At 62.7% G+C, this 20553-nt stretch carries 21 protein-coding genes and 1 tRNA gene; 11 read left to right on the plus strand and 11 right to left on the minus strand.

All coding sequences use genetic code 11. From position 1 onward, the window contains the following. Nucleotides 1-2: 2 nt before the first annotated feature. From E0H22_RS17400 to E0H22_RS17420, 5 genes are all read right to left on the minus strand, one after another. Nucleotides 3-1064, minus strand: a complete 1062-nt coding sequence (locus E0H22_RS17400) for an acyltransferase family protein (protein WP_233022249.1) — start codon at nt 1062-1064, stop codon at nt 3-5. Between the two features lie 266 nt (nt 1065-1330). After that, nucleotides 1331-1405 (minus strand) — tRNA-Thr (locus E0H22_RS17405). Between the two features lie 479 nt (nt 1406-1884). Continuing rightward, the gene (locus E0H22_RS17410) at nt 1885-2604 is read right to left on the minus strand and encodes an outer membrane protein (RefSeq protein ID WP_233022250.1); all 720 of its coding nucleotides are present in this window, start codon (nt 2602-2604) and stop codon (nt 1885-1887) included. A gap of 304 nt (nt 2605-2908) precedes the next feature. Further along, a complete protein-coding gene (locus E0H22_RS17415; RefSeq protein WP_233022251.1) occupies nt 2909-3331 on the minus strand; it encodes a hypothetical protein in 423 nt (140 codons plus the stop codon). Nucleotides 3332-3529: 198 nt separating this feature from the next. After that, nucleotides 3530-3793 (minus strand): hypothetical protein, encoded by a 264-nt coding sequence (locus E0H22_RS17420; protein WP_233022252.1) that lies wholly within the window; start codon nt 3791-3793, stop codon nt 3530-3532. Between the two features lie 273 nt (nt 3794-4066). Here E0H22_RS17420 and E0H22_RS17425 point away from each other — a divergent pair, with 273 nt between their 5' ends. The 5 genes from E0H22_RS17425 to E0H22_RS17445 all read left to right on the plus strand — a co-directional run bounded on the left by E0H22_RS17425 (nt 4067) and on the right by E0H22_RS17445 (nt 8265). After that, a complete protein-coding gene (locus tag E0H22_RS17425) occupies nt 4067-4630 on the plus strand; it encodes a tetratricopeptide repeat protein (protein WP_233022253.1) in 564 nt (187 codons plus the stop codon). 112 nt (nt 4631-4742) lie between these two features. Continuing rightward, nucleotides 4743-6131 (plus strand): serine hydrolase domain-containing protein, encoded by a 1389-nt coding sequence (locus tag E0H22_RS17430; RefSeq protein WP_233022254.1) that lies wholly within the window; start codon nt 4743-4745, stop codon nt 6129-6131. Nucleotides 6132-6255: 124 nt separating this feature from the next. Beyond that, the gene (locus E0H22_RS17435; protein ID WP_233022255.1) at nt 6256-7035 is read left to right on the plus strand and encodes an NAD kinase; all 780 of its coding nucleotides are present in this window, start codon (nt 6256-6258) and stop codon (nt 7033-7035) included. Nucleotides 7036-7123: 88 nt separating this feature from the next. After that, complete coding sequence (locus E0H22_RS17440; protein WP_233022256.1) at nt 7124-7669, plus strand: response regulator; 546 nt, start codon at nt 7124-7126, stop codon at nt 7667-7669. A gap of 17 nt (nt 7670-7686) precedes the next feature. Further along, a complete protein-coding gene (locus tag E0H22_RS17445) occupies nt 7687-8265 on the plus strand; it encodes an Hpt domain-containing protein (RefSeq protein WP_233022257.1) in 579 nt (192 codons plus the stop codon). 554 nt (nt 8266-8819) lie between these two features. On the opposite strand, the gene E0H22_RS17450 is transcribed toward E0H22_RS17445, so the two are convergent. Further along, nucleotides 8820-10004 (minus strand): DUF2336 domain-containing protein, encoded by a 1185-nt coding sequence (locus E0H22_RS17450; RefSeq protein WP_233022258.1) that lies wholly within the window; start codon nt 10002-10004, stop codon nt 8820-8822. Between the two features lie 623 nt (nt 10005-10627). Further along, entirely contained in the window at nt 10628-11653 is a 1026-nt protein-coding gene (locus tag E0H22_RS17455) for a transglycosylase SLT domain-containing protein (protein ID WP_233026408.1), read from the minus strand. Between the two features lie 304 nt (nt 11654-11957). On the opposite strand from E0H22_RS17455, the gene E0H22_RS17460 reads away from it, so the two are divergent. Then, nucleotides 11958-12512 carry a hypothetical protein gene (locus E0H22_RS17460; RefSeq protein ID WP_233022259.1) on the plus strand — a complete coding sequence of 185 codons (555 nt, stop codon included), beginning with the start codon at nt 11958-11960 and terminating at the stop codon, nt 12510-12512. Nucleotides 12513-12542: 30 nt separating this feature from the next. Here E0H22_RS17460 and hisI read toward each other — a convergent pair whose 3' ends face one another. Continuing rightward, nucleotides 12543-12965, minus strand: coding sequence for a phosphoribosyl-AMP cyclohydrolase (hisI, locus tag E0H22_RS17465; RefSeq protein WP_233022260.1), 423 nt, complete (start codon nt 12963-12965; stop codon nt 12543-12545). A 181-nt stretch (nt 12966-13146) separates the two neighbouring features. Next, complete coding sequence (gene folE, locus E0H22_RS17470) at nt 13147-13848, minus strand: GTP cyclohydrolase I FolE (protein ID WP_233022261.1); 702 nt, start codon at nt 13846-13848, stop codon at nt 13147-13149. 258 nt (nt 13849-14106) lie between these two features. Here folE and E0H22_RS17475 point away from each other — a divergent pair, with 258 nt between their 5' ends. Continuing rightward, nucleotides 14107-14565, plus strand: coding sequence for an iron-sulfur cluster assembly scaffold protein (locus E0H22_RS17475; RefSeq protein WP_233022262.1), 459 nt, complete (start codon nt 14107-14109; stop codon nt 14563-14565). A gap of 12 nt (nt 14566-14577) precedes the next feature. Here E0H22_RS17475 and E0H22_RS17480 read toward each other — a convergent pair whose 3' ends face one another. Next, nucleotides 14578-15489 (minus strand): COG3904 family protein, encoded by a 912-nt coding sequence (locus E0H22_RS17480; protein ID WP_233022263.1) that lies wholly within the window; start codon nt 15487-15489, stop codon nt 14578-14580. 243 nt (nt 15490-15732) lie between these two features. On the opposite strand from E0H22_RS17480, the gene yidD reads away from it, so the two are divergent. Then, the gene (yidD, locus tag E0H22_RS17485; protein WP_233022264.1) at nt 15733-16071 is read left to right on the plus strand and encodes a membrane protein insertion efficiency factor YidD; all 339 of its coding nucleotides are present in this window, start codon (nt 15733-15735) and stop codon (nt 16069-16071) included. A 5-nt stretch (nt 16072-16076) separates the two neighbouring features. On the opposite strand, the gene E0H22_RS17490 is transcribed toward yidD, so the two are convergent. Beyond that, nucleotides 16077-17204 carry an MFS transporter gene (locus E0H22_RS17490; protein ID WP_233026409.1) on the minus strand — a complete coding sequence of 376 codons (1128 nt, stop codon included), beginning with the start codon at nt 17202-17204 and terminating at the stop codon, nt 16077-16079. Between the two features lie 183 nt (nt 17205-17387). On the opposite strand from E0H22_RS17490, the gene thrS reads away from it, so the two are divergent. The 3 genes from thrS (at nt 17388) to E0H22_RS17505 (ending at nt 20456) form a co-directional block, all read left to right on the plus strand. Next, entirely contained in the window at nt 17388-19424 is a 2037-nt protein-coding gene (gene thrS, locus E0H22_RS17495) for a threonine--tRNA ligase (RefSeq protein WP_233022265.1), read from the plus strand. 135 nt (nt 19425-19559) lie between these two features. After that, complete coding sequence (locus E0H22_RS17500; RefSeq protein ID WP_233022266.1) at nt 19560-19769, plus strand: hypothetical protein; 210 nt, start codon at nt 19560-19562, stop codon at nt 19767-19769. A 120-nt stretch (nt 19770-19889) separates the two neighbouring features. Continuing rightward, a complete protein-coding gene (locus E0H22_RS17505) occupies nt 19890-20456 on the plus strand; it encodes a nitroreductase family protein (RefSeq protein ID WP_233022267.1) in 567 nt (188 codons plus the stop codon). Nucleotides 20457-20553: the final 97 nt, after the last annotated feature.

A 20553-nucleotide genomic window follows, 5' to 3' on the forward strand; every position in this document is an offset into this window, starting at 1 on the left:
GCCTAGGAAGCCCGCCTCTGGCCTGCGTTCGAGTTGGAGTTCGCACCCTTGGCCTCCAACGTGGCCGCCGCCTGCTTGACCGGCCGCGCCTTGGCCTGCGGTTTGAAACTGATTTTCTCGAACAGGATCGCCAGCAGCAGCGTCGCAAGGCCAAACACAATCAGGTTGGCCGGGAACGACATCGCTTTCATCGCTTCCTGTCGAAGCACGAAGTCATGCAGGAGATAGATCTGCAGCGCCGTCGCGGCGAGCAATGTGACGAGGCCGCTCAGATGATTGGCGATGAACTGCTCTAGCGGCTGGTAGCGCGCGAAGCGAAATGCGAAGACGAGGAAAGCCAGTGCCGGGATGCGATCGATGATCTGCACCTCGAATGGCATGATCCGTCCGAGCGAGCCGACGAACAGATAGAAGCCGGCGATCGAGACCATGAGCCATAGCAGGTCGGACAGCTTGCCCTTGATATCGGCATGGAACTTTGCGGCATAGACACCCATCACCATGGTGCCGAAATAGAAGATCATGCGCAGTGGCAGGGTGACTTCGGTCTGCACGCTGTAGTCCTCGGTCAGCCAGACCGTCTTCTGCGCGAAGATCGCAAACAGCAGGATGTAAGCGAGCGCCAGCCCGCCGAACAGATACGCATAGGCCCGCTTCGTCTCCATCTTCGCCATGATGACATAGATCGGAACGTAGCAAGCGACGATGGCCGGCAGAAACCAGAACTGCAGCGGGATGATGTAGAGGAAGAAGAAATCCGAGAAGGTGCGGATATGCGCATCGCCGACCAGCACGAGGAAGGTCGCGACGATGACAAGCGGCTCGTAGACGCGTGTCAGCCGCCGCTTCAACCAGCTCCCCATCGCCTCGCGGCTCGCCTGATAACCCAGATAGAGACCGTAACCGGAGATGAAGAAGAACAGCTCGTTGCCGAACACCCCGCCGGTGCCGAGCTGCGGGATCGGATAGAGGCTGTCGAGATGCGAATTGACCACAAGCACGATGGCGACGGCGCGCAGCAGATCCAGATAGGCGGTCGGATGGACGGGCTTGTTTGCGGTCATGCTCTGCCGGATTTCTGATTGGACGCTCTGGCGGTCTGGGTCCCGGTATTCTGGGACGCGCGGCTTACCAATTATTTGTCCAATATGAAGCGTATCGCGGCCTCGACGTTCACCGATCATTAGGCATCAGGCCGCGCCCTGCCGGGAACCTACGGTACGTCGATGCACTGACCAAGCCGAAGCTGGCCGCATGATTAATCGCGGGATGACGCGCTCTGTTGTCTGCAAAGACAACAGAGCCTGAAGACGACTGGAAGGGTTGGAAATGGTGCCGGCGGAGAGGATTGAACTCCCGACCTTCGGTTTACAAAACCGCTGCACTACCGCTGTGCTACGCCGGCTGCAGAATCAATGGGTTACAGCCAGTTCAATCCCTTTGCGGGAGCATCGCCGGCAGGCCGATCCTGTGTTGCGCCGTCCAATACCAGAGTTGCCAGCGCAGGGCTACAGGCCAACGACACGTTCTCGATTTTCCACGACGGCTTCGGAACCGCCGCGCACGCTTACAACCGCCCGCAGAGGAGCAGCACATTGACCGCGCAAGCGGCCAGCAGGGCGACGGCGAGCGCCGTCTGAACCCCGTTACACCAGATATGGTCGATCATTCTCATCGCCCGAAGACCATCGGGCGATTCTAGGCAAGGAGTCTCGCGGCTTATTTTTTCAAGGATTCAGAACTCGTTTACCTTCGATTCCACCCTGCCCTGGTCTGCGCGAGGCGAGCAATCCGCCCGAACAATCCGTCCAAGGCAAACAAAAAGGCCGGCGTGGCGCCGGCCTTTCGCTGAATCGGGAGCCCCGATTCGCATTCACTTTTCGCTCAGTACTTGGCGACCACCGGACCACCCCAGCCGAAGCGATAATTCAGACCGGCCTTGATGGTGTGCTCGTCATTGTTGAAGCTGGTCGACCCGGCCGGGAATGCAGTCGAGGTCAGCGTGGTGTTGCCGAAGTTGTAGTACTGATACTCGATCTTGCCCGACCAGTTCGGCGTGAACATGTATTCGAGACCGCCGCCGACGGTGTAGCCGCTCTTGCTGTTGCCATCGACGCCGACCGGGGTCGACGGTACGAGGCTGGTCACCGTCAGATCGTTGTTGCCGCGCCAGGCGTAACCGCCCTTGGCGTAAAGCAGCGCCGGCCCCCAGGTGTAGCCGAGACGGCCGGTGACCGAGCCCAGCTCATTGCTGTTGCCGGTGACGGTGGTCCCGTTCGGATACAAGAAGCCGGTATTGTTGCTGCCCATCCAGCTGTAATTGGCCTCGATGCCGAGCACCCAGTTGGTGGCGAACTGATAGTCGAAACCGCCCTGCACGCCGCCCATGAATCGGCCGCTGTCGCCGACCAGGCTGTTGCTGTCGCCGAAGGCGCCACCGACGTGACCGCCGATATAGAAGCCGGTCCAGTTATAGACCACTGCCGGCGCGGTATAGGCCGGTGCCTTGGTATAGGTCCGCGCCGGAAGATCAGCAGCGAAAGCCGTGGTGGAAGCGGCGGCGACAGCGACGATCGCCGACGCGCTCAGCAGAAACTTTTTCATGTGAAGTCCCCTGTGTTGCGTTGTGACGGTCTGAAAACAACGTGGCGGGAGTTTGGTTGCTTCACGGCGTTCCCTGCCACAGTGATCTTTCTTGAGTGCGACATAATAGCAACATCCGGCCTGTTCATTTTTAGACTGGAGACAAGCCGATCCGGTTCAAGCTTCACGCGAAATTGAGGCAGGGACCGCCGCGATATCACCGCAAGAAAGCCGCAGGGCTCTCCGGCTGGACCGTTGGAAAACGATGTAATCGGGGAAAGAATCCTGCGGCAAACTTGCGGCAAAACGGACCGCTTTGGAGCGGTTACCGCGTCATCTTTTCCATTTCCGGAAACGGCTGATAGTTCGCGCCGGCGCAGAATTCGGCGCTGTTCTCGACCACGCGATCGAGCCGGCCGTCGACGAAGGCGACGCCACGTTCCTGCACCGGGGTGTAGCGGTTATTGAAATCCTTCGCCGAGTAACGGACGCAAGCGATGTAACGCATATTGCCGCCGACAGTGCGCTGCACCGGCTCGGCGACGGCCGCGCCGCGCACGCCGACGGGATCGTTGAGATAGGTGCGCATGAAGGCGAGCAGATCGGTGCGATAATTGGTTGGAAACGGCTGCGGTCCGCTGGCGCTTTCAGTAAAGGCAATGCTGCCGCTCGGGCCGGCGCAGGCGCTCAAACCGAAAGACAACAGCACCCCGGCTACGCGCATCGCCTTCTGCAGATTCAATGTCATTCCCGCCTGCTTCCGAACTCTGCCTTGTCCTAGACGGTTCGCGCGCCGAAGGGAATTCGCAACTCGGTGACGATGACGCCGGAGTGATCGACGGACACGGGTCCACCCCGCCATTCCCGGGGACGCGGGAATGACGGGGCGACCTTCAAACTCCCCGGCCGCAGCAGGGCAATGAGAATGCTGCGACCACGGAGCCCCTTAACCGTGTTTATGCACGGTTTTAGCTGTGATGCCGGAATGCCTGAAGGTCTTGTGGTGACCCAACTTCTTGTGAAGATTGAAGTGCGGATGCCCATGCAGACGCATGTGGCGGTGATGCGTCATGTGACCGCGATGCATCTGCGCTTTCGCATCGAGCGCATTGGAACGATGTGCGCGATTGGCATGGTCCAGGCTGCCGGCAAATGCCGGTGCGGCGAGCATGGAGACGGCGATCAGCGCGGCAGAAACAGTCTTCAACATGGTCTTCTCCTGTCGGTTCTCGATCAAGAAGGTGACCGGTCGGGATGGCCGGGCTTATCGATCATGCAGCGATCCTAGTTCGCCCGCTCTGAACCCATGCTGACGCGCCCGTGCAGACGGCGTTCATCTCGATGACATCCTCGTCATGCGGATAGAACATCGGAACGGCTGCACATCGCTGCGGGAATGAACAGCCATCGGCGGTGTTCATTCCGTGTTCCCAACCGCTGGCTTCCGTGCCAGACTGATCCGGCTGCAAACAGGAGCGCCGCCATGACAAAGTCTTCGAGGACTTCTTCTCTGACCCGGCTGACGACATTTGCACTGCTTTCGGCAGTCATCGCCGTCACGCCGTCCGTCACCGCATTCGCTGCCGGCAGCGACACACCGTCCCCGCCGCCGTCCTCCGACCAGAAGAAGGGCGCCAAGGACAAGAAGCACCACGCCGACAAACCCGACGAACGCGCTTTCCTCGATGGCTATCGCGCCGCTTATGCCACGATCTATGACAAACACGACTATGCCGCCGCCATCGGACAGCTGAAGGCCCTGAAGCAGGATGATCGCGCCGACGTCGCCAACCTGATCGGCTATTCCTACCGCAAGCTCGGCGACTACAAGGTCTCGCAGGCTTATTACGAGCGCGCGCTGAAAGCCGATCCGAACCATGCGCGCACCTGGCAATATTACGGCCTGTGGCAGGTCGAACAGGGCAACCGCGATCAGGCCCAGTATCACCTGAACAAACTCGCCGCGCTCACCGGCAAGAATTCGATCGAATACAAATCGCTGTCGGACGCGCTCGCTCAGGCGCCGGGCACCGGCCTCACCTACTGATCCCGTTCGCGGATCGGTTCAAGCCGGCGTGGCCCAGCGGGCTGCGCCGGCTTTGTGTTGCCTGCCACGTTGCTGACTGCCTTTCCGATATCGCTCGCACGGAGAGCCTGAGATGGACGCCTGGCTGAATCCCGCACTCGACTACATCCACGACTGGCTGGAATTCCAAATGCGTGCTTCGCAGCAGCCAGGCTGCCTCGTCGCCGTCGCCTATCGCGGCAAGATCGTTACCGAATATGCATTCGGCCATGCCGATCTCGCCACCGGGGAAAAACTAACGCCCCGGCACAGGTTTCGGATCGCATCGCATTCAAAGAGTTTCACCGCCGCCGGCGTCATGAAACTGCGTGAACAGCGCAAGCTGCGCCTCGACGATCCCGTGGGGCAATATGTGAAGAGCCTCCATCCGCAAGTCGCGGACACCACCATCGCGCAGATTCTCTCCCATAGCGCCGGCCTCACCCGCGACGGCACTGCAAGCGAACAGTACTCCGATAACCGGCCTTTCCTCAGCGCCGAAGAATTGATGGCTGATCTCCGGTCGCCGCTCACCATCGAGCCAAACTCCCGCTTCAAATACTCCAATCACGGCTTCGGCTTGCTCGGCCTTGTGATCGAAGCCATCACCAATGAAAGTTATGGCGTCTGGATCGAGCGCGAGATCGTCGAGGCCGTCGGCTTGCGCGAGACACAATCCGACATGCCTCTTGCCAAAGGTACACCATTCGCGCGCGGTCACACTCCCCGGCTTCCTGTCGGCCATCGCCTCGTAGTCCCTGGAGACTATCGCGAAAACGCGATCAGACCTGCCGGCGGCTTCATCAGCACGGCGGCAGACGTCGCCCGCTACTTCGCTCAACTGGCACCGAACGCAAAGCGCAGCGTGCTCTCCATAGGCAGCCGGCGAGAGATGACCCGGAAGCACTGGCGCAATCCGCATTCGAGCCTGGAGCAATACTACGGCTTCGGAATCATGAGCGGCAATGTGGGCGGCTGGGATTGGTTCGGGCACAGCGGAGGGCTGCAGGGCTATATCTCACGGACCTGCGTCATCCCAGCCTGCGAGATAACCATTAGCATCTTGACCAATGCCACCGATGGCTGGGCCGGTTTCTGGGTCGATGGCGCCATGCATATCCTGCGGGCCTTTGCCAATCGCGGCGTACCGAAGCGGAAAGTCCGCAACTGGACCGGCCGCTGGTGGACATCATGGGGCGCGTTCGATCTCGTTCCCATGGGGAACGTCGTTCTGGTCGGCAACCCGCACAGCTTCAATCCATTTCTGGATACGACGGAAATCGAGATCACCGGTCGCGACAAGGGCCGGATTTCACTCGCCGCCGGCTATGCCAGCCATGGTGAAGCCGTGCGCCGCATCCGCAACAAGGCCGGCAAAGTGAGCGAAGTCTGGTTCGCGGGCGGCAAAGGGAGATCGGAGAAGGCGGTTGCCGCGGAGATGGGACGGAAATACAGAGCCGCGAGGCGCCAGTTCTCGCGTTAACGATACGGCGTACCGCAACGCCAGCCGACTTCAAAAAACCTGCTAAGCTTACGCTCGACAACCCCGGCCCAGGTCGGTTAGACGACCCCGCGCAATCACGCAGCACGAGCCCGCGATCTCCGCCATGACCACGTCCAAGCGCCTCGACCGGATCGCCTTCGTTGCAAGCAACAGCGCCGAAGCGCAGGTTGCCTATGAGCAGCTGGTGCAGATCTACGGGAATGACGATCCTCACAAGGCCGACGTCATTGTCGCGCTCGGCGGCGATGGCCTGATGCTGAAGACGCTGCACGACCATATGCGCACCGGCAAGCCGATCTACGGCATGCATCGCGGCACCGTCGGCTTCCTGATGAACGAGTTCTCGACGCACGACCTGCACGCACGCCTTGCCGCGGCGCGCGAAACCCTGATCAATCCCCTGCTGATGCGTGCGACCGACGTGCATGGCAAAGTGCACATCCATCACGCCATCAACGAGGTCTCGCTGTTCCGCCAGACTCATCAGGCGGCGCGGCTGCGCATCCTGATCGACGAGCAGGAACGCATGGCTGAGCTGATCGCCGACGGCATCCTCGTCGCCACGCCTGCGGGCTCGACCGCCTATAATCTGTCGGCGCAGGGCCCGATCCTGCCCATCAACGCCGCCCTGCTCGCGCTGACGCCGATCAGTGCGTTTCGCCCGCGCCGCTGGCGTGGCGCGCTGCTGCCGAACAAGGCGTTCGTCGTCATCGAAGTGCTGGAAGGCGACAAGCGCCCGGTGGCGGCCGTTGCCGATCACGACGAGGCCCGCGATGTCCGCCGGGTCGAGGTGATCGCCGACCGGACGATCTCGATGCGCATGCTGTTCGATCCCGGCCACAGCCTGGAAGAACGCATCATCAGCGAGCAGTTCAGTTACTAGGATCAGCCGTACGGCTCGGCCCTCAACCCTTCGTTAACCGCCGCCCCGCTATGGTTAACACGAGGTAACCGCCCGGCCGAGCGCGTCCATGTACCGTATCGACTTCAACAAGCTTCGCTTCCTGATCTGCGACGACAATCCGCACATGCGGCGCATTCTGCGTACGCTGCTGCATTCGTTCGGCGCACGCGAAGTCTATGAGGCCGAGGACGGCGCCACCGCACTGGAAATGTACAGCCACTATGTGCCGGACATCGTGATCGCCGACTGGGCGATGCCGATCTTCGACGGTCTCGAATTGACGCAGATGATCCGGCAACCGGATTCCAAGGGCAATCCCTACGCACCGATCATCATGCTGACGGCGCATTCCGAAAAGCGCCGCGTCACCATGGCGCGCGATGCCGGGGTGACCGAATTTCTCGCCAAACCGATCTCGGCGAAGGCCCTGTATCAGCGCATCATGAGCGTGGTGGCCCATCCCCGCCCCTTCATCAAGACGCGCAACTATTTCGGCCCCGATCGCCGCCGCAACACCACCGTCGCCTATATCGGACCGGAGCGTCGCAATGGCGGTGAAGCGGAGATCCTGCAGCAGCCGTCGCTGCTCGATAAAGCCCGCGTCAGCAGCTAGTCGTTGGAGAATTCTCGATGGTCAGGGACAAGCAGCAAGCGGCGATGATCCAGACCTTCGCCGATCATGCGGTGATCACGCCGCAGAACACGCTGAAGCATGCGATCCGCACGCCGCGGGAGCGCGAGTTTGACGATCCCGTGGCGCGTGCCGAAGCGGCGCTGGCCAATCTCTCCGGCGAGTTCAAGAGCTGGATGCGCACCGAATGCGATCGTCTCGCAGCGGCCCATGCGGCGGTGATCGCCAAGGGCTTTACCGACGCCACGCGGGGCGAATTGTTTCGTGCGGCGCATGACATCAAGGGCGATGCGCCGACCTTCGGTTTCCCCGCTGCCGGCGCGGCAGCCGAGAGCCTGTGCCGCATCATCGAACATGCGCCCGATCTCGACGCGCTGCCGTCAGACCTGATTCAGCATCATATCGATGCGGTTCATGCCATCGTGCGTGAGCACAACACCATCGAGAAGGCCGGTGTCGCCGATGAGCTGTCCCGCCGCCTGCGCGCGGTGGCCGATGATTATCTGAAAGCGGCGAACAAGGACCGGCCGGAGCACCTCGATGCACTGGTGGTGCCAAGCATCGCGCCGACGATCTAGCTGCTGGCGCGCTGAAGACTCCTACCCTCATCCTGAGAGCCTGACTCATAAAGCGGTCTGGGGCGCTTTTCGACTGCTTTTGCTCGGGACAATGCCGCGTGCAACTCAGTATCTCGCTTCTCAGTCCCTCATCCGGAGGAGCCGCGCAGCGGCGTCTTGAAGGATGGCAGCACACTCCGAGCCAGGCCATCTCATGGTTCGAGACGCGACCAAGTGGCCGCTCCTCACCATGAGGGTTCTTCTTCTATAACTCGGCCCTCATCCTGAGGAGCCGCGCAGCGGCGTCTCGAAGGATGGCAGCACACTCCGAGCCAGGCCATCTCATGGTTCGAGACGCGGCCAAGTGGCCGCTCCTCACCATGAGGGTTCTTCTTCTATAACTCGGCCCTCATCCTGAGGAGCCGCGCAGCGGCGTCTCGAAGGATGGCGAAAAAGCTCCGAGCCGAGCCATCTCATGGTTCGAGACGGCGCTGTCAGCGGCGCAATTGCGCCGCGAGGCCTCCTCACCTCAGCCTGAACGCAATTGCGTTCAGGCTGGAGGGACAAGGCGGAGGTTAAGCCGCGATCGCTTCGTATGTGTAGTCATCCTCGTCGGCATACATGCCCTGTTCCGCGAGCTCGTCGCAGAACAGGCGCGCTTCCTCGCGGGCAGACTCGGTCGCGAAGCGGCGCAGCAGGATCAACAGCGGCTCCGACGCAGCAGGGTCGGTCTCGCAGGTGGTGAGCACGCGCTCGACCATGCGGCGGCGCAGACGCACCGCGCCTCCCACGGAGCCCACGAAGCCGATCTCGCCCCGCGCCGCAAGGGCTGCGCGGAAGGCAGGGAATGTCGATTGCGGCAGGCCTGCACGACTCAGCAGCGCGTTGACGCCGTTCTCCGCGCCATCGTCGACCAGCGCCGCCACACGACTTTCCGGCAGACCGGAGAGAACCACGAGCGCCTGCTCGAAAAGTTCGTGATTGCCCGACAGCAACGCGCGCAGAATGAGACCGGCCGTAAGCAGGCCTGCTTCGCGCAGGTGACGGATGAGATCGCGCATCTCCTCGCCGCGCGATCGCGAAGCGATGTTCACGGTGGAGCGCACCATGGCTTCGTCGGCCATGCGTTCGGCGCGATCCTGCGACAGCCAGTTGCGGGCGACGACAAAACGCGCCAGCGTGTCGGAGAGTTTGACGACCAGCGCGTGGCGGGTTTTCGCCGGCAGGTCATCGAGGGCGAGCATCGCCTCGCGGATCGCGGCGAGATGACCATGCCGCGCGACAATGCGGTCCCACGAGAATGACGCGAGTTCGGCATAGGGATTCTCGATCAGCTCGAGCGCGGCCGCCGCGGAGCCGACTTCGGCGATGGCCGCGCAGACGGAAGTCGGCAGCGTGACGCGGCGGGCCACCGCGCATTGTCGTTCGCTGTCGCCGGTGGCGACGATGTCGACGAGGTCCGCATCGACCAGCAGCGGCGAATATTCGAGCACCGGCAGCGCGACGCAAGCCTGATCGACTGCCAGCGCCTGCACGATGGCGGGCGGCGCCATCGGTGCCCGCGCGAAGACCTGCGCCATTGCCTGCCGCACAAGAGGCGAGACGTCGTCGAGCAGCATCAGCAGCGCGCCTTCGGCCGCGGCACGATCGTCGTCGGACAAATCGGAGAAGATGAAGGCCCGCGCCAGCGCGCGCGTCGCCTCTGCACGTTCGCTCGCTGGAGCGGTACGAACCCAACTGATGAACTGCCGAACGATCATGTTACTGCCGGCCTACGCAACACGACACCGGAACGCGATGCCACAGTCAGGAAAAATAAACCATGGCACTTAACAAAGGGTTCACCATAACTGGCTGGTGTTGTTGAGGTTTTGTTAAGAGAACAGAGATGGCAGCTGGAGCTTGCGTCCGCCTGCTCCCCCTCATCCTGAGAGTCTGATTGGAAATGCAGTCCGTAGTTTGGCGCTGCTGGTTGCCCGGACGGAGCGCAACAGACTCTGTCCCTCATGGTGAGGAGGCCTAGCGGCGCAATTGCGCCGCTGAGAGCGCCGTCTCGAACCATGAGATGTAGAGCTCCGCGGCCATCCTTCGAGACGCCGCTGCGCGGCTCCTCAGGATGAGGGACGGAGAATCGAGATCCTGAGCTGAACCGGCATTATTCCGAGCAAAAGCTGTCGAAAACCACCTCGACCGCTTTATGAGTCAGACTCTGAGGAGCGCGCCCCACGGCGCGCGTCTCCCAGCGAATGACACAGCCATTCGCAAGGGATGGCGGCACACTCCGAGCCGGCAAACTCATGGTTTCAGACGGCGCTACGCGCCTTCTCACCTCCGCCTGAACGCAACTGCGTTCAGGCGGGAGGAACAGAGTGCGTGCGCGCGCCTAACTGCTGAAGGTTCCGAACCGGTCGCTGAACAGATCAAGCGGCCTCGGCGTGCCGACCTCCGGCGTCTTCGGCAAAGCATTCGACGTCAGCGACGACCTGTTGCCCCACAGTTCCTGGACTGCCGGGGAAATCGGCTGGCTGCGTTCGCCGCCCTGAAAGAGCGAACGGAACATCGGCGGCTCAGGCATCGTTGATGCCGACATCGTCGACGAGCTGCCATCGGCGAAGCTTGCCACCTGCGCGGTGGCGAGATCGGGGAAGCGCGACAGGAACGTGGCATTGGATGACGTCGATGCAGTCACAGGCGCAACGGCCTGGGCCATGGTGACACCGGACACCGCGAGCGGGCCGCCCGCAGCGACGATGGCGTTGCGCGTGGCGCTCGAGCCGGCCGCGGCGTCATAGCGCGACGACAGCACCGAATAGACTTGCGACACGCTGCGCGCAGCGCCGTTCTGATCGTAAAAGATCGAGCGATTGGCAGCGGCGGCATTGGGAAAGAGCGCCGCGCCCGAAACGTTCGGATTGTTGGTGGCGTTGTTGATCAGCTTCGATGCGCCGGCGACGCCCATGAAATGCGCCATGTACAGCTCGGCATCGTTCGGACGCCGGCCGATCTCGCCGGTGAGCTTGAAGCCGTTGGATTGCGTGAGCACGCCGGCCATGGCCGAACTCGCGACAGGGTCGTCGCGCAACTTCAGGATCGCCGCCCTGGCCTGCGGATCACTCACGGAGTAAGTGCCTGACGGGGATTTGGTGATCGCATCGGCATAGGCGCCGTAGCCGAGCTTGCTGCCGGCTTCCTTCACCGTTCCGAGCCAGGTCTGCTCGATGAACTGGAACAGGCCCTTGGCGGAGGACGTCGTCGCGGTCGCCTTGGGATCGAAATTCGATTCCATCTTGGCGGTGGCGAGCAGATATTCGAAGCTGGTACCGGTGATGCCGGCAGCATTCCGGATCGCGCCCGCCACCTGACTGCGCGTCGAATTCACTGCGAAGAGATTGGTCGCCTCGACCGCCATGCCCTGCCCCGCTTCCGCGCAGGCGGCTCCCGACATCCGGACGCCGTCAGCCACACCGAAGCTACGGACACAGTGCAGCAATCATGGTTAATTGAATGTTAAACCTAGAAGGCTGCATTAACTCCCGAATGTTTCTATCTGTGTCGACACCCACCGATTCGGAGACAGCCATGGTCGCGATCAGCAATGGGATGAGCGGCGCCCTTGCGCGTGATGCCGGTGGCAAGGATAAGGACGGCGCTGCAACCAGAGGCATGCCGAACCCGCCACCCCCTTCCTCATCGGCCGGCCCACGTCGGCAACGGTGATCGAACTCTCCGATCGTGCGAAATCGATCATCGCCAAGGCGCAGGCAGACCAGGACGCGACTCGCAACCTGACGAAGTCGTTCGACGAAATCCTGACCGAGCGCACCGACGCGCTGGGCAAGCGACTGTCCGAGATATTGTCCCGCCTCAATGTGCCGCCGGAATTTGCCACACACCTCAAGGTCGACACATTCGGCAACGTGACCGCCGAGGGACCGTGGAAGGCGAAGATCGAAAAGATGTTCAGCGAGAATCCCGATCTCGCCAAGGAGCTCAAGGAGGTCTCCGGCCTTAGCGCGCTGAAGGCCGCGCAGGCGTCGCTGGATCTCTATAACGAGCAGAAGAAATCAACGAACGACGAGAAGAAGCAGGCCGAGGCGTGGAAGAACTACAATATCCGCGGGCTCAACATTCAAACGCTGTCCGGCGTGATGACCGTGAAGGACGGCAAACTCCGGTCCGCGGCAATCGACTATGTGGACATGATTGCCGACCCGACCGGGATCAATTCCGGCAAGTCGCGGCAGGACGTGGCGGACCGGCTGGTTTAGCGCCCGGAACGCCACCAGCCGGGCTACGGACTATTTATAGACCGCAGCCGGATCGAACACTTTCTCCGCATCCACGAACGACACCTTGGCCGCGCCGTCCTCGCCCTTGGTGATGGCGCGGTAAAAGCACGAGCGGCGGCCGGTGTGGCAGGCGGCGCCGCCGATCTGCTCGACCTTGATCCAGACGGCGTCCTGATCGCAGTCCATCCGCATCTCGGCGACGCGCTGGGTCTTGCCGGAGCTCTCCCCTTTGCGCCACAGCGCCTTGCGCGAGCGGCTGTAATACCAGGCGTCGCCGGTCTCGATGGTCTTGCGCAGCGCCTCGTCGTTCATGTGCGCGACCATCAGCACGTCGCCATTGGCGACGTCGGTCACGACGGCGGTGACGAGGCCGTTGGCGTCGAATGTCGGAGTGAGCGCGAGGGATTCTTCGAGGGCGTGATCGTGGGACACGGGAGTCTCTCGGGGTCGGAGCGGCGCTTCTGCCTTCTTCCCGCAAGCGGGGAGAAGGTGACCGCGCGTAGCGCGGGCGGATGAGGGGGACTCTCCGCGAGCGGCGGAGCCAATGGAGAGCCCCCTCACCCGCCGCGAAGGCGCGGCGACCTCTCCCCGCAAGCGGGGAGAGGTTAGAACATCAGCGCGACATCGCCTGGATCATCGACATGAACCGCGCCTGTTCGGCGGGATTGTCGCGGAAATTGCCGGTGAAGCGCGTGGTGAAGGTGCGCGAGCCTTCCTTGCGGATGCCGCGGGCGGACATGCAGGTATGCTCGGCTTCCACCATCACGGCGACGCCGCGCGGCTTCAGCACCTCGTCCACCGCAGCAGCGAGCTGTGCGGTGAGATGTTCCTGGGTCTGCAGACGATGGCCGAAGATATCGACCAGACGCGCCAGCTTGGACAGACCGACGACGCGCTCGACCGGCGTGTAGGCGATATGCGCCTTGCCGTAGAACGGCATCATGTGATGTTCGCAATGGGAGACGAAGCCCATGTCGCGGATCAGCACGAAATCGTCATAGCCCGCAGTCTCGCCAAAAGTCTTGTTCAGCACCTCGGCGGGCGACTGGTGATAGCCCTGAAACACTTCGTCATAAGCCTCGACGACCCGGCGTGGCGTGTCGAGCAGACCTTCGCGCTGCGGATTCTCCCCGATATAGGCCAGCAGCGTCTGCACGGCCTTTTCGGCTTCGGCGCGCGAGGGGCGGTTCTGTTCGGGATCGACTGCGGCGGCGAGAAATTCGGCGGGGTCGAGCTGGGCTGGCCGGAATTCCTTTTTGCCGTCAGCTTTGGCGCCGTCAGCAGCGTTGCGAATGGGTTTGATCACAGCGTCCATCTTCTCTCCGTTCGACCGGCCAAAATTGTGAGGCCGGAGGTGTCACCGGGCAGACGGGGCGGTAACCCGCCGGACGCCTGAAACCGTCAAAACATAACGTCGCCGGCGCCGGATGGAATTCTCAAATTCCGGCGATCCAGCGACCTGCCAGCGTTCTTTCGCCGGGCCGCATCCCTATATAAGGTTCCTCGCCATCCCCGCCAAGGGCAGCGCCCGGCAGCGACATTTGGAAACGGTGGCAGAGTTAAGGTCCATGAGATGCTGAACGACATCTATAACAAGCGCATCATCGAGCTGGCCGGTAATATTCCGCGCCTCGGCCGCCTGCCCTCGCCCGACGCCAGCGCCACTGCGCATTCCAAATTGTGCGGTTCCACGGTGAAGATCGACCTCGCCATGGATGGCGATGTGGTCACCGATTTCGCCCATGACGTGAAGGCCTGCGCGCTCGGCCAGGCGTCCTCCTCGATCATGGCGCGACACGTGGTCGGCTCCACGGCCGGCGAGCTCCGCGCGCTGCGTGAGACCGTCCGGAAAATGCTGAAGGAAAACGGAGCGCCGCCGACCGATGGGAAATGGGCCGATATCGCCGCCCTGGAACCCGTGCGCGACTACAAGGCGCGGCACGCCTCGACACTGCTGACCTTCGACGCGGTGGTCGATGCCATCGGGCAGATCGAGGCAAAATCCGGCAAGACGGAAAACGCGCCGGCCTGATCTACACCGATATTATCTGGACGGCGCCGTAACCGCGCCTCCGGTAGGGGTCTGGATTTCCGCGGTCTTGGTCGTCGAGACCGTCGATGCCACCGGCTGCTTCTGGTGCTCCTCGCCGCTGATGAAGCGATCCTGGATCATCTTCGGCGCCAGCGAGGCCACAGGGGTCGCTTCCGGCGCGCGCTCCTGCGGCAGCACGTCATCGACCTGATAGGTCGTGACAAGGTTGGAAAGCTTCAGCTCATCCGTCGTCAGGCGGTGCAGATCTTCCCACGGCGGAACACTGAGCGAGAGCGAGAGCAGGTCTCCGGAGCCCCCCATTTCCACCGTATATTTGGCGAGACGGCCAACATCGCGCTGCACGATCATCAGGTCCTGCGCCGTATAGTTCGCCGCCTTCGGATCGTCGGCGCGGTCGCCCATCCAGATCTGGTGCACGCGGACATGCGCCTCGTCGGGCACATAGCGTGTCTTGCCTGACAGCAGCAGGAAGACGCACATGGATTCGCAATAGGCCTGCGGCAGCACCGCCGGCTTCATCACGCCCGACGACGACTGCAACTCGATCGAGGACCCCACCGTGGTGCGCAGACCCAGCTTGCGCCAGCGGCGGCCGATCGCGATGGCGTCATTGACGGAGCCACCGGAGGAATCCAGCACGACGGTGGCGCCACCGAGATCGTGGCTGCTGGCGAATTCGTCGAAATCCTTCGGTGTATCGCCGGTCACGATGCCGACGGCGGTGAACCAGCCACGGCAATTCGGCTCGCAGGCCACCCACGTGAAGCGCATCGGCAGTTTGCGTTCTTCGAGGACGGCGGCGGAAGCGACGGTAGCCGAGAATGCGCCCGCGAAGCCCGGCAGTGCGATGCAAACGGCAATCGCGCGCAGCAGCGCCGACCCATTCGAACGAAACGACCGCATCGAGCTCAACCCGGTTCCTTTCCCGCGCTCACATGGGAGCTGGCAACTGAGCAATGGCTACATCGAACGCTCATGATTCCGTCACATGCGCGTTGTCAAAACCTATCCTGCGCGCGCCCCACGTCCAGTTACTTTTGCTGCACCGCATGCGATAAACTGGCAGGTGTGACCCCAGTGCATAAGCGCTACGGTTCCCTGCACTGAAACCCGGCAAACCCTGACCGATCCGATAGCAAGCAGATCATGGACCACCCATCCGCGTGCCCGCAGTGCATCGGTATCATCCGACGGAGCCCACGGAACCTTGGCCGCGGTGCAATCTGGCTCTACCGCCACACCTTTTCGCCTCTGGTCGGCTTCAACTGCCGTCACATTCCGTCATGTTCGGTCTATGGCGACGAGGCGATCGAGCGCTATGGCCTCTGGGCCGGCGGCTGGATGACATTGGCCCGTCTGCTGCGCTGCCAGCCCTGGGGAACCTCGGGGATCGACAATGTGACGGCAACGGCGCCTCCCCACGCGCGCTGGTATCTGCCCTGGCGGTATGCGCGCTGGCGCGGCGTCAATGACGCAAGCGGCTGAGGCCGTCAGACCGCTGCGGATTTGGCAAAACGCCGGCTCCACAAAATTGCCGACAGGGCGGCGGCGAGAAACGCCATCGCGGCAAAGCCCGACGCATGGAAGAAACCGCCGGCGAACAGCAGTCCGCCGATGCCCGATCCGACGGCCTGACCGACATAGAGCATCGAGGTGTTGAGCGACACGGCCGCGGCTCCCGCAGCCGGCGCAGCCATGATCAGACGCACCTGCTGCATCGACGTGATGGCGCCGAAGCCGAGACCCCAGATCGCGACGCCAAACGCCATCACGGCGAGATGGCCGGCACCGAAGGTCCACACCGACATCCCCGCCAGCACGAGTGAGGTCGAGAGGATGGAGGTTCGCAGCGGCCCCCAATGATCGACGATGCGCGTCGCCGTCATGATGCCGAGGAAGCCGCACACGCCGTAGATCGCGAACACGGAAGCCGCCGCGTCATGCCCCGCTCCGGCGAGACGTTCGAGCAGCGGCGCCATGAAGGTGAAGATCGAGAACTGCCCGGCTATCTGCAGGGTGGTGATCGAGAGCAGCAGCAACACGAGCCGGTTGCGCGCCAGCGCCGACCATGTGGACAGATCGACCGGCGCGCCGAACAAGCCGCGTGGAATCCGCCACACCAGCAGCGCAAGGCTGATACAGCTCATCACGCCGACGACCCCATACACTTCGCGCCAGCCAAACCGGCTCGCGATGAAGGTCACGAGCGGCAGACCGACGGCCGCGGCGAGCGTCCAGCCGAGAAAAACGTAAGCGACGCTGCTCGCGCGCTTTTCGGGTGGCATCAGCATGCCGACAACCCCGGCCGCCTGCGGCGTATAAGGCGCGGCAGCGATGCACATCACGAGGCGTATCGCCAGCAGGACGGCGTAATTCGGCGCAAAGGCCGAGGCGAGATTGCACGCCGCGACCACCACGATCACGCCGATCAGCATGTGCCGGCGCTCGACGCGGCTGGTCAGCCAGGACATCAGCGGCGAGCAGATGCACAGCATCACCGCGCCGAACGTGATGAGAAGTCCCGCTTCCCGGATCGTGACGCCAAGCCCGGCCGACAACTCGCCAAGCATCGCCGTCGGCCCCAGCAATCCGATGCCGGTGACGAAATTGCCGATCATGAGTGCGGTGGGGGCGAAGGGGCGAGGTTGGGACAAGGTGCGGTATTTTAGTGATGCAACGGTGACCGCGTCAAACCATGCCAGCCCCCTGCCGTCGCGGTGTTGCATCACCCGAATCGCCTGCTATACCGCTGTTCCCGCTTACCTGCGCCCGTGTGCAGGAGTGAGCCACAGGAGAACGATATGTCCGAGAAAGATACGCCTGCGTCCGGATTCAAATTCGGCCTCGCCAACCTTACCCCCGCCGACCAGAACAATGTGAACCTCACCTTCCCGGACGGCGCCGTGCGCCAGTATCCGAAGGGCACAACCGGCTTCGACATCGCCAAGGGCATCTCGCCCTCGCTCGCCAAGCGCACCGTCGCCATGGCGCTGGACGGCGTGGTAAGCGACCTCAACGATCCCATCACCGCCGATGCCAAGCTCGAGCTGATCAACCGCGAGGATCCCCGCGCGCTGGAGCTGATCCGGCACGATTGCGCGCATGTGCTCGCCGAAGCCGTGCAGACGCTGTGGCCCTCGACCCAGGTGACCATCGGTCCCGTGATCGAGAACGGTTTCTACTACGACTTCTACCGCGAGGAGCCGTTCACGCCGGAGGACTTCGCCGCCATCGAGAAGAAGATGCGCGAGCTGATCCAGCGCGACAAACCCTTCACCAAGGAAGTATGGGACCGCGAAAAGACCAAGCAGGTGTTCCGCGACAAGGGCGAGGCCTTCAAGGTCGAGCTGGTCGATGCCATTCCCGGCAACGAGCCGATCAAGATCTATTACCAGGGCGACTGGTTCGACTTGTGCCGCGGTCCGCACATGACCTCGACGGGCAAGATCGGCAACGCCTTCAAGCTGATGAAGGTTGCCGGTGCCTATTGGCGCGGCGACAGCAACAATCCGATGCTGACGCGCATCTACGGCACCGCCTTCGCCAAGCAGGAAGGCCTCGACGCCTATCTCAAACAGATCGAGGAAGCGGAGAAGCGCGACCACCGCAAGCTCGGCCGCGAGCTCGACCTCTTCCACTTCCAGGAGGAAGGCCCGGGCGTCGTGTTCTGGCATCCGAAGGGCTGGACCATCTTCCAGGCGCTGATCGCCTATATGCGCCGCCGCCTCGCCGGCGACTATGACGAGGTGAACGCGCCGCAGATCCTCGACAAGGGACTGTGGGAGACCTCGGGCCATTGGGGCTGGTATCGCGAAAACATGTTCGCGGCACAGTCCGCCGGCGACGAGGCCGAGGACAAGCGCTGGTTCGCGCTGAAGCCGATGAACTGTCCCGGCCATGTGCAGATCTTCAAGCACGGGCTGAAGAGCTATCGCGACCTGCCGCTGCGTCTCGCCGAATTCGGTGTGGTGCATCGCTATGAAGCGTCGGGCGCCATGCACGGTCTGATGCGCGTGCGCGGCTTCACCCAGGACGACGCCCATGTGTTCTGCACCGAGCAACAGCTCGCCGAGGAATGCCTGAAGATCAACGACCTGATCCTGTCGACCTATACCGACTTCGACTTCGGCGACATCGTGGTGAAGCTCTCCACCCGTCCGGAGAAGCGCGTCGGCACCGACGAGATGTGGGATCACGCCGAGCGCGTGATGGCCACGGTGCTCTCGACCATCGAGGCGCAGTCGGGCGGTCGCATCAAGACCGAGATATCGCCGGGCGAAGGCGCGTTCTACGGGCCGAAGTTCGAATATGTGCTGCGCGACGCCATCGGCCGCGACTGGCAATGCGGCACCACGCAGGTGGACTTCAACCTGCCGGAACGCTTTGGCGCGTTCTATATCGATGCCGACGGATCGAAGAAGGCGCCTGTCATGGTGCATCGTGCGATCTGCGGCTCGATGGAGCGCTTCATCGGCATCCTGATCGAGCACTATGCCGGCAACTTCCCGCTCTGGCTGGCGCCGACGCAGGTGATGGTCACCACCATCACCTCGGAAGGCGACGAATACGCCAAGGTGGTCGCCGCCGCGGCCCGCAAGGCCGGCCTCCGCGTCGAGATCGACCTCCGCAACGAGAAGATCAACTACAAGGTCCGTGAGCACTCGCTGGCCAAGATCCCCGCGCTTCTCGTGGTCGGCAAGAAGGAAGCCGAGACCCACTCGGTCTCGGTCCGCCGCCTCGGCAGCGAGGGCCAGAAGGTGATGTCCACCGAGGAAGCCATCGCTGCATTGGTGGATGAAGCCACCCCGCCGGACGTGAAGCGCGCAAGAGCGAGCTAATAACGACCTCGTCATGGCGAGCCCCGACGAATTACGTAGCAGTTCGTTCGGGCGAAGCAGTCCAGTTCTTCCTTGTAAGTTGCTGGATTGCTTCGTCGCTATGTTCCTCGCAGGGACGACTGATGGAGCCGAGCCATGAGTGACGATGATGAGATCGAGATCGAAGCCTATCCGCTGCGGTCTTATCAGCTGATTCCGGACCCCAATCGTCCGGACGTGGTGGCGCTGGCTTTGGAGACCGAGCAAGGCCACAGCCTGTATCTCGCGTCGCGCGAGGTGCTGGAGGATCTCGGGCGCGATCTGCTGGATCGCGCCGCGAAGATGCCCGAACGAAAGAGGACCTGATTTGCGGGCGCCAGATCACGCAATTGCGCGCTCACAATCGGTCTAAAAGCCGACCGCACGCCTCGTGAGATGCGGTTGCGTGTGCTAAGCGGCCCTGATCGCTTCATGTGAGACTTTGCCGTGGCCGACACCATCGAATTTCTGAAGACCCGCCGTTCCGTCAAGCCGCGCGAGATGCAGGGCAAGGGCCCCTCTCCCTCCGAGCTCGACACCATCCTGACCATCGGCGCACGGGTGCCGGATCATGGCAAACTGGCGCCCTGGCGCTTCATCGTGTTCGAGGGCGATGCCCGCAAACGCGCAGGAAATGTGATCGCCGCCGTGTTCGCCCGCAAGAATCCGGATGCGCCACATGAGACGGTTGAAGCGGAGAAACAGCGTCTCACCGAGGCGCCGCTGGTGATTGCGGTGGTGTCCTCGCTCAAGCAGCACCCGAAAGTGCCTGCCTGGGAGCAGGAACTGTCTGCCGGCGCGAGCTGCATGAACATCGTCGCCGCCGCAACCGCGCTCGGCTATGGCGCCAACTGGCTCACGGGCTGGTACGCTTTCGATCGCGATGTGCTGGCGGGCCTCGGTCTCGCCGCCGAGGAGAAACTGGCCGGCTTCATCCATATCGGCGGCAAGCCGGATCGCGTGATCGAGGACCGGCCGCGGCCGGAGCTGAAGGATCTGGTGACGCGGTTTTGATGCGCAGCCGTAGGGCGGATGAGCGCAGCGTAATCCGCCGCGGAGTTTCAGCAATGACCTCGGCGGGCGGATTACGCTTCGCTCATCCGCCCTACAG

It is taken from the genome of Rhodopseudomonas boonkerdii, from assembly GCF_021184025.1.
Lineage (GTDB): Bacteria > Pseudomonadota > Alphaproteobacteria > Rhizobiales > Xanthobacteraceae > Tardiphaga > Tardiphaga boonkerdii.

Coding starts and splice junctions, on each gene's coding strand:
- E0H22_RS17400 (WP_233022249.1), bottom strand. CDS start 1,064: ATGACCGCAAACAAGCCCGTCCATCCGACCGCCTATCTGGATCTGCTG.
- E0H22_RS17410 (WP_233022250.1), bottom strand. CDS start 2,604: ATGAAAAAGTTTCTGCTGAGCGCGTCGGCGATCGTCGCTGTCGCCGCC.
- E0H22_RS17415 (WP_233022251.1), bottom strand. CDS start 3,331: ATGACATTGAATCTGCAGAAGGCGATGCGCGTAGCCGGGGTGCTGTTG.
- E0H22_RS17420 (WP_233022252.1), bottom strand. CDS start 3,793: ATGTTGAAGACTGTTTCTGCCGCGCTGATCGCCGTCTCCATGCTCGCC.
- E0H22_RS17425 (WP_233022253.1), top strand. CDS start 4,067: ATGACAAAGTCTTCGAGGACTTCTTCTCTGACCCGGCTGACGACATTT.
- E0H22_RS17430 (WP_233022254.1), top strand. CDS start 4,743: ATGGACGCCTGGCTGAATCCCGCACTCGACTACATCCACGACTGGCTG.
- E0H22_RS17435 (WP_233022255.1), top strand. CDS start 6,256: ATGACCACGTCCAAGCGCCTCGACCGGATCGCCTTCGTTGCAAGCAAC.
- E0H22_RS17440 (WP_233022256.1), top strand. CDS start 7,124: ATGTACCGTATCGACTTCAACAAGCTTCGCTTCCTGATCTGCGACGAC.
- E0H22_RS17445 (WP_233022257.1), top strand. CDS start 7,687: ATGGTCAGGGACAAGCAGCAAGCGGCGATGATCCAGACCTTCGCCGAT.
- E0H22_RS17450 (WP_233022258.1), bottom strand. CDS start 10,004: ATGATCGTTCGGCAGTTCATCAGTTGGGTTCGTACCGCTCCAGCGAGC.
- E0H22_RS17455 (WP_233026408.1), bottom strand. CDS start 11,653: ATGGCGGTCGAGGCGACCAATCTCTTCGCAGTGAATTCGACGCGCAGT.
- folE (WP_233022261.1), bottom strand. CDS start 13,848: ATGGACGCTGTGATCAAACCCATTCGCAACGCTGCTGACGGCGCCAAA.
- E0H22_RS17475 (WP_233022262.1), top strand. CDS start 14,107: ATGCTGAACGACATCTATAACAAGCGCATCATCGAGCTGGCCGGTAAT.
- E0H22_RS17480 (WP_233022263.1), bottom strand. CDS start 15,489: ATGCGGTCGTTTCGTTCGAATGGGTCGGCGCTGCTGCGCGCGATTGCC.
- yidD (WP_233022264.1), top strand. CDS start 15,733: ATGGACCACCCATCCGCGTGCCCGCAGTGCATCGGTATCATCCGACGG.
- E0H22_RS17490 (WP_233026409.1), bottom strand. CDS start 17,204: ATGATCGGCAATTTCGTCACCGGCATCGGATTGCTGGGGCCGACGGCG.
- thrS (WP_233022265.1), top strand. CDS start 17,388: ATGTCCGAGAAAGATACGCCTGCGTCCGGATTCAAATTCGGCCTCGCC.
- E0H22_RS17500 (WP_233022266.1), top strand. CDS start 19,560: ATGAGTGACGATGATGAGATCGAGATCGAAGCCTATCCGCTGCGGTCT.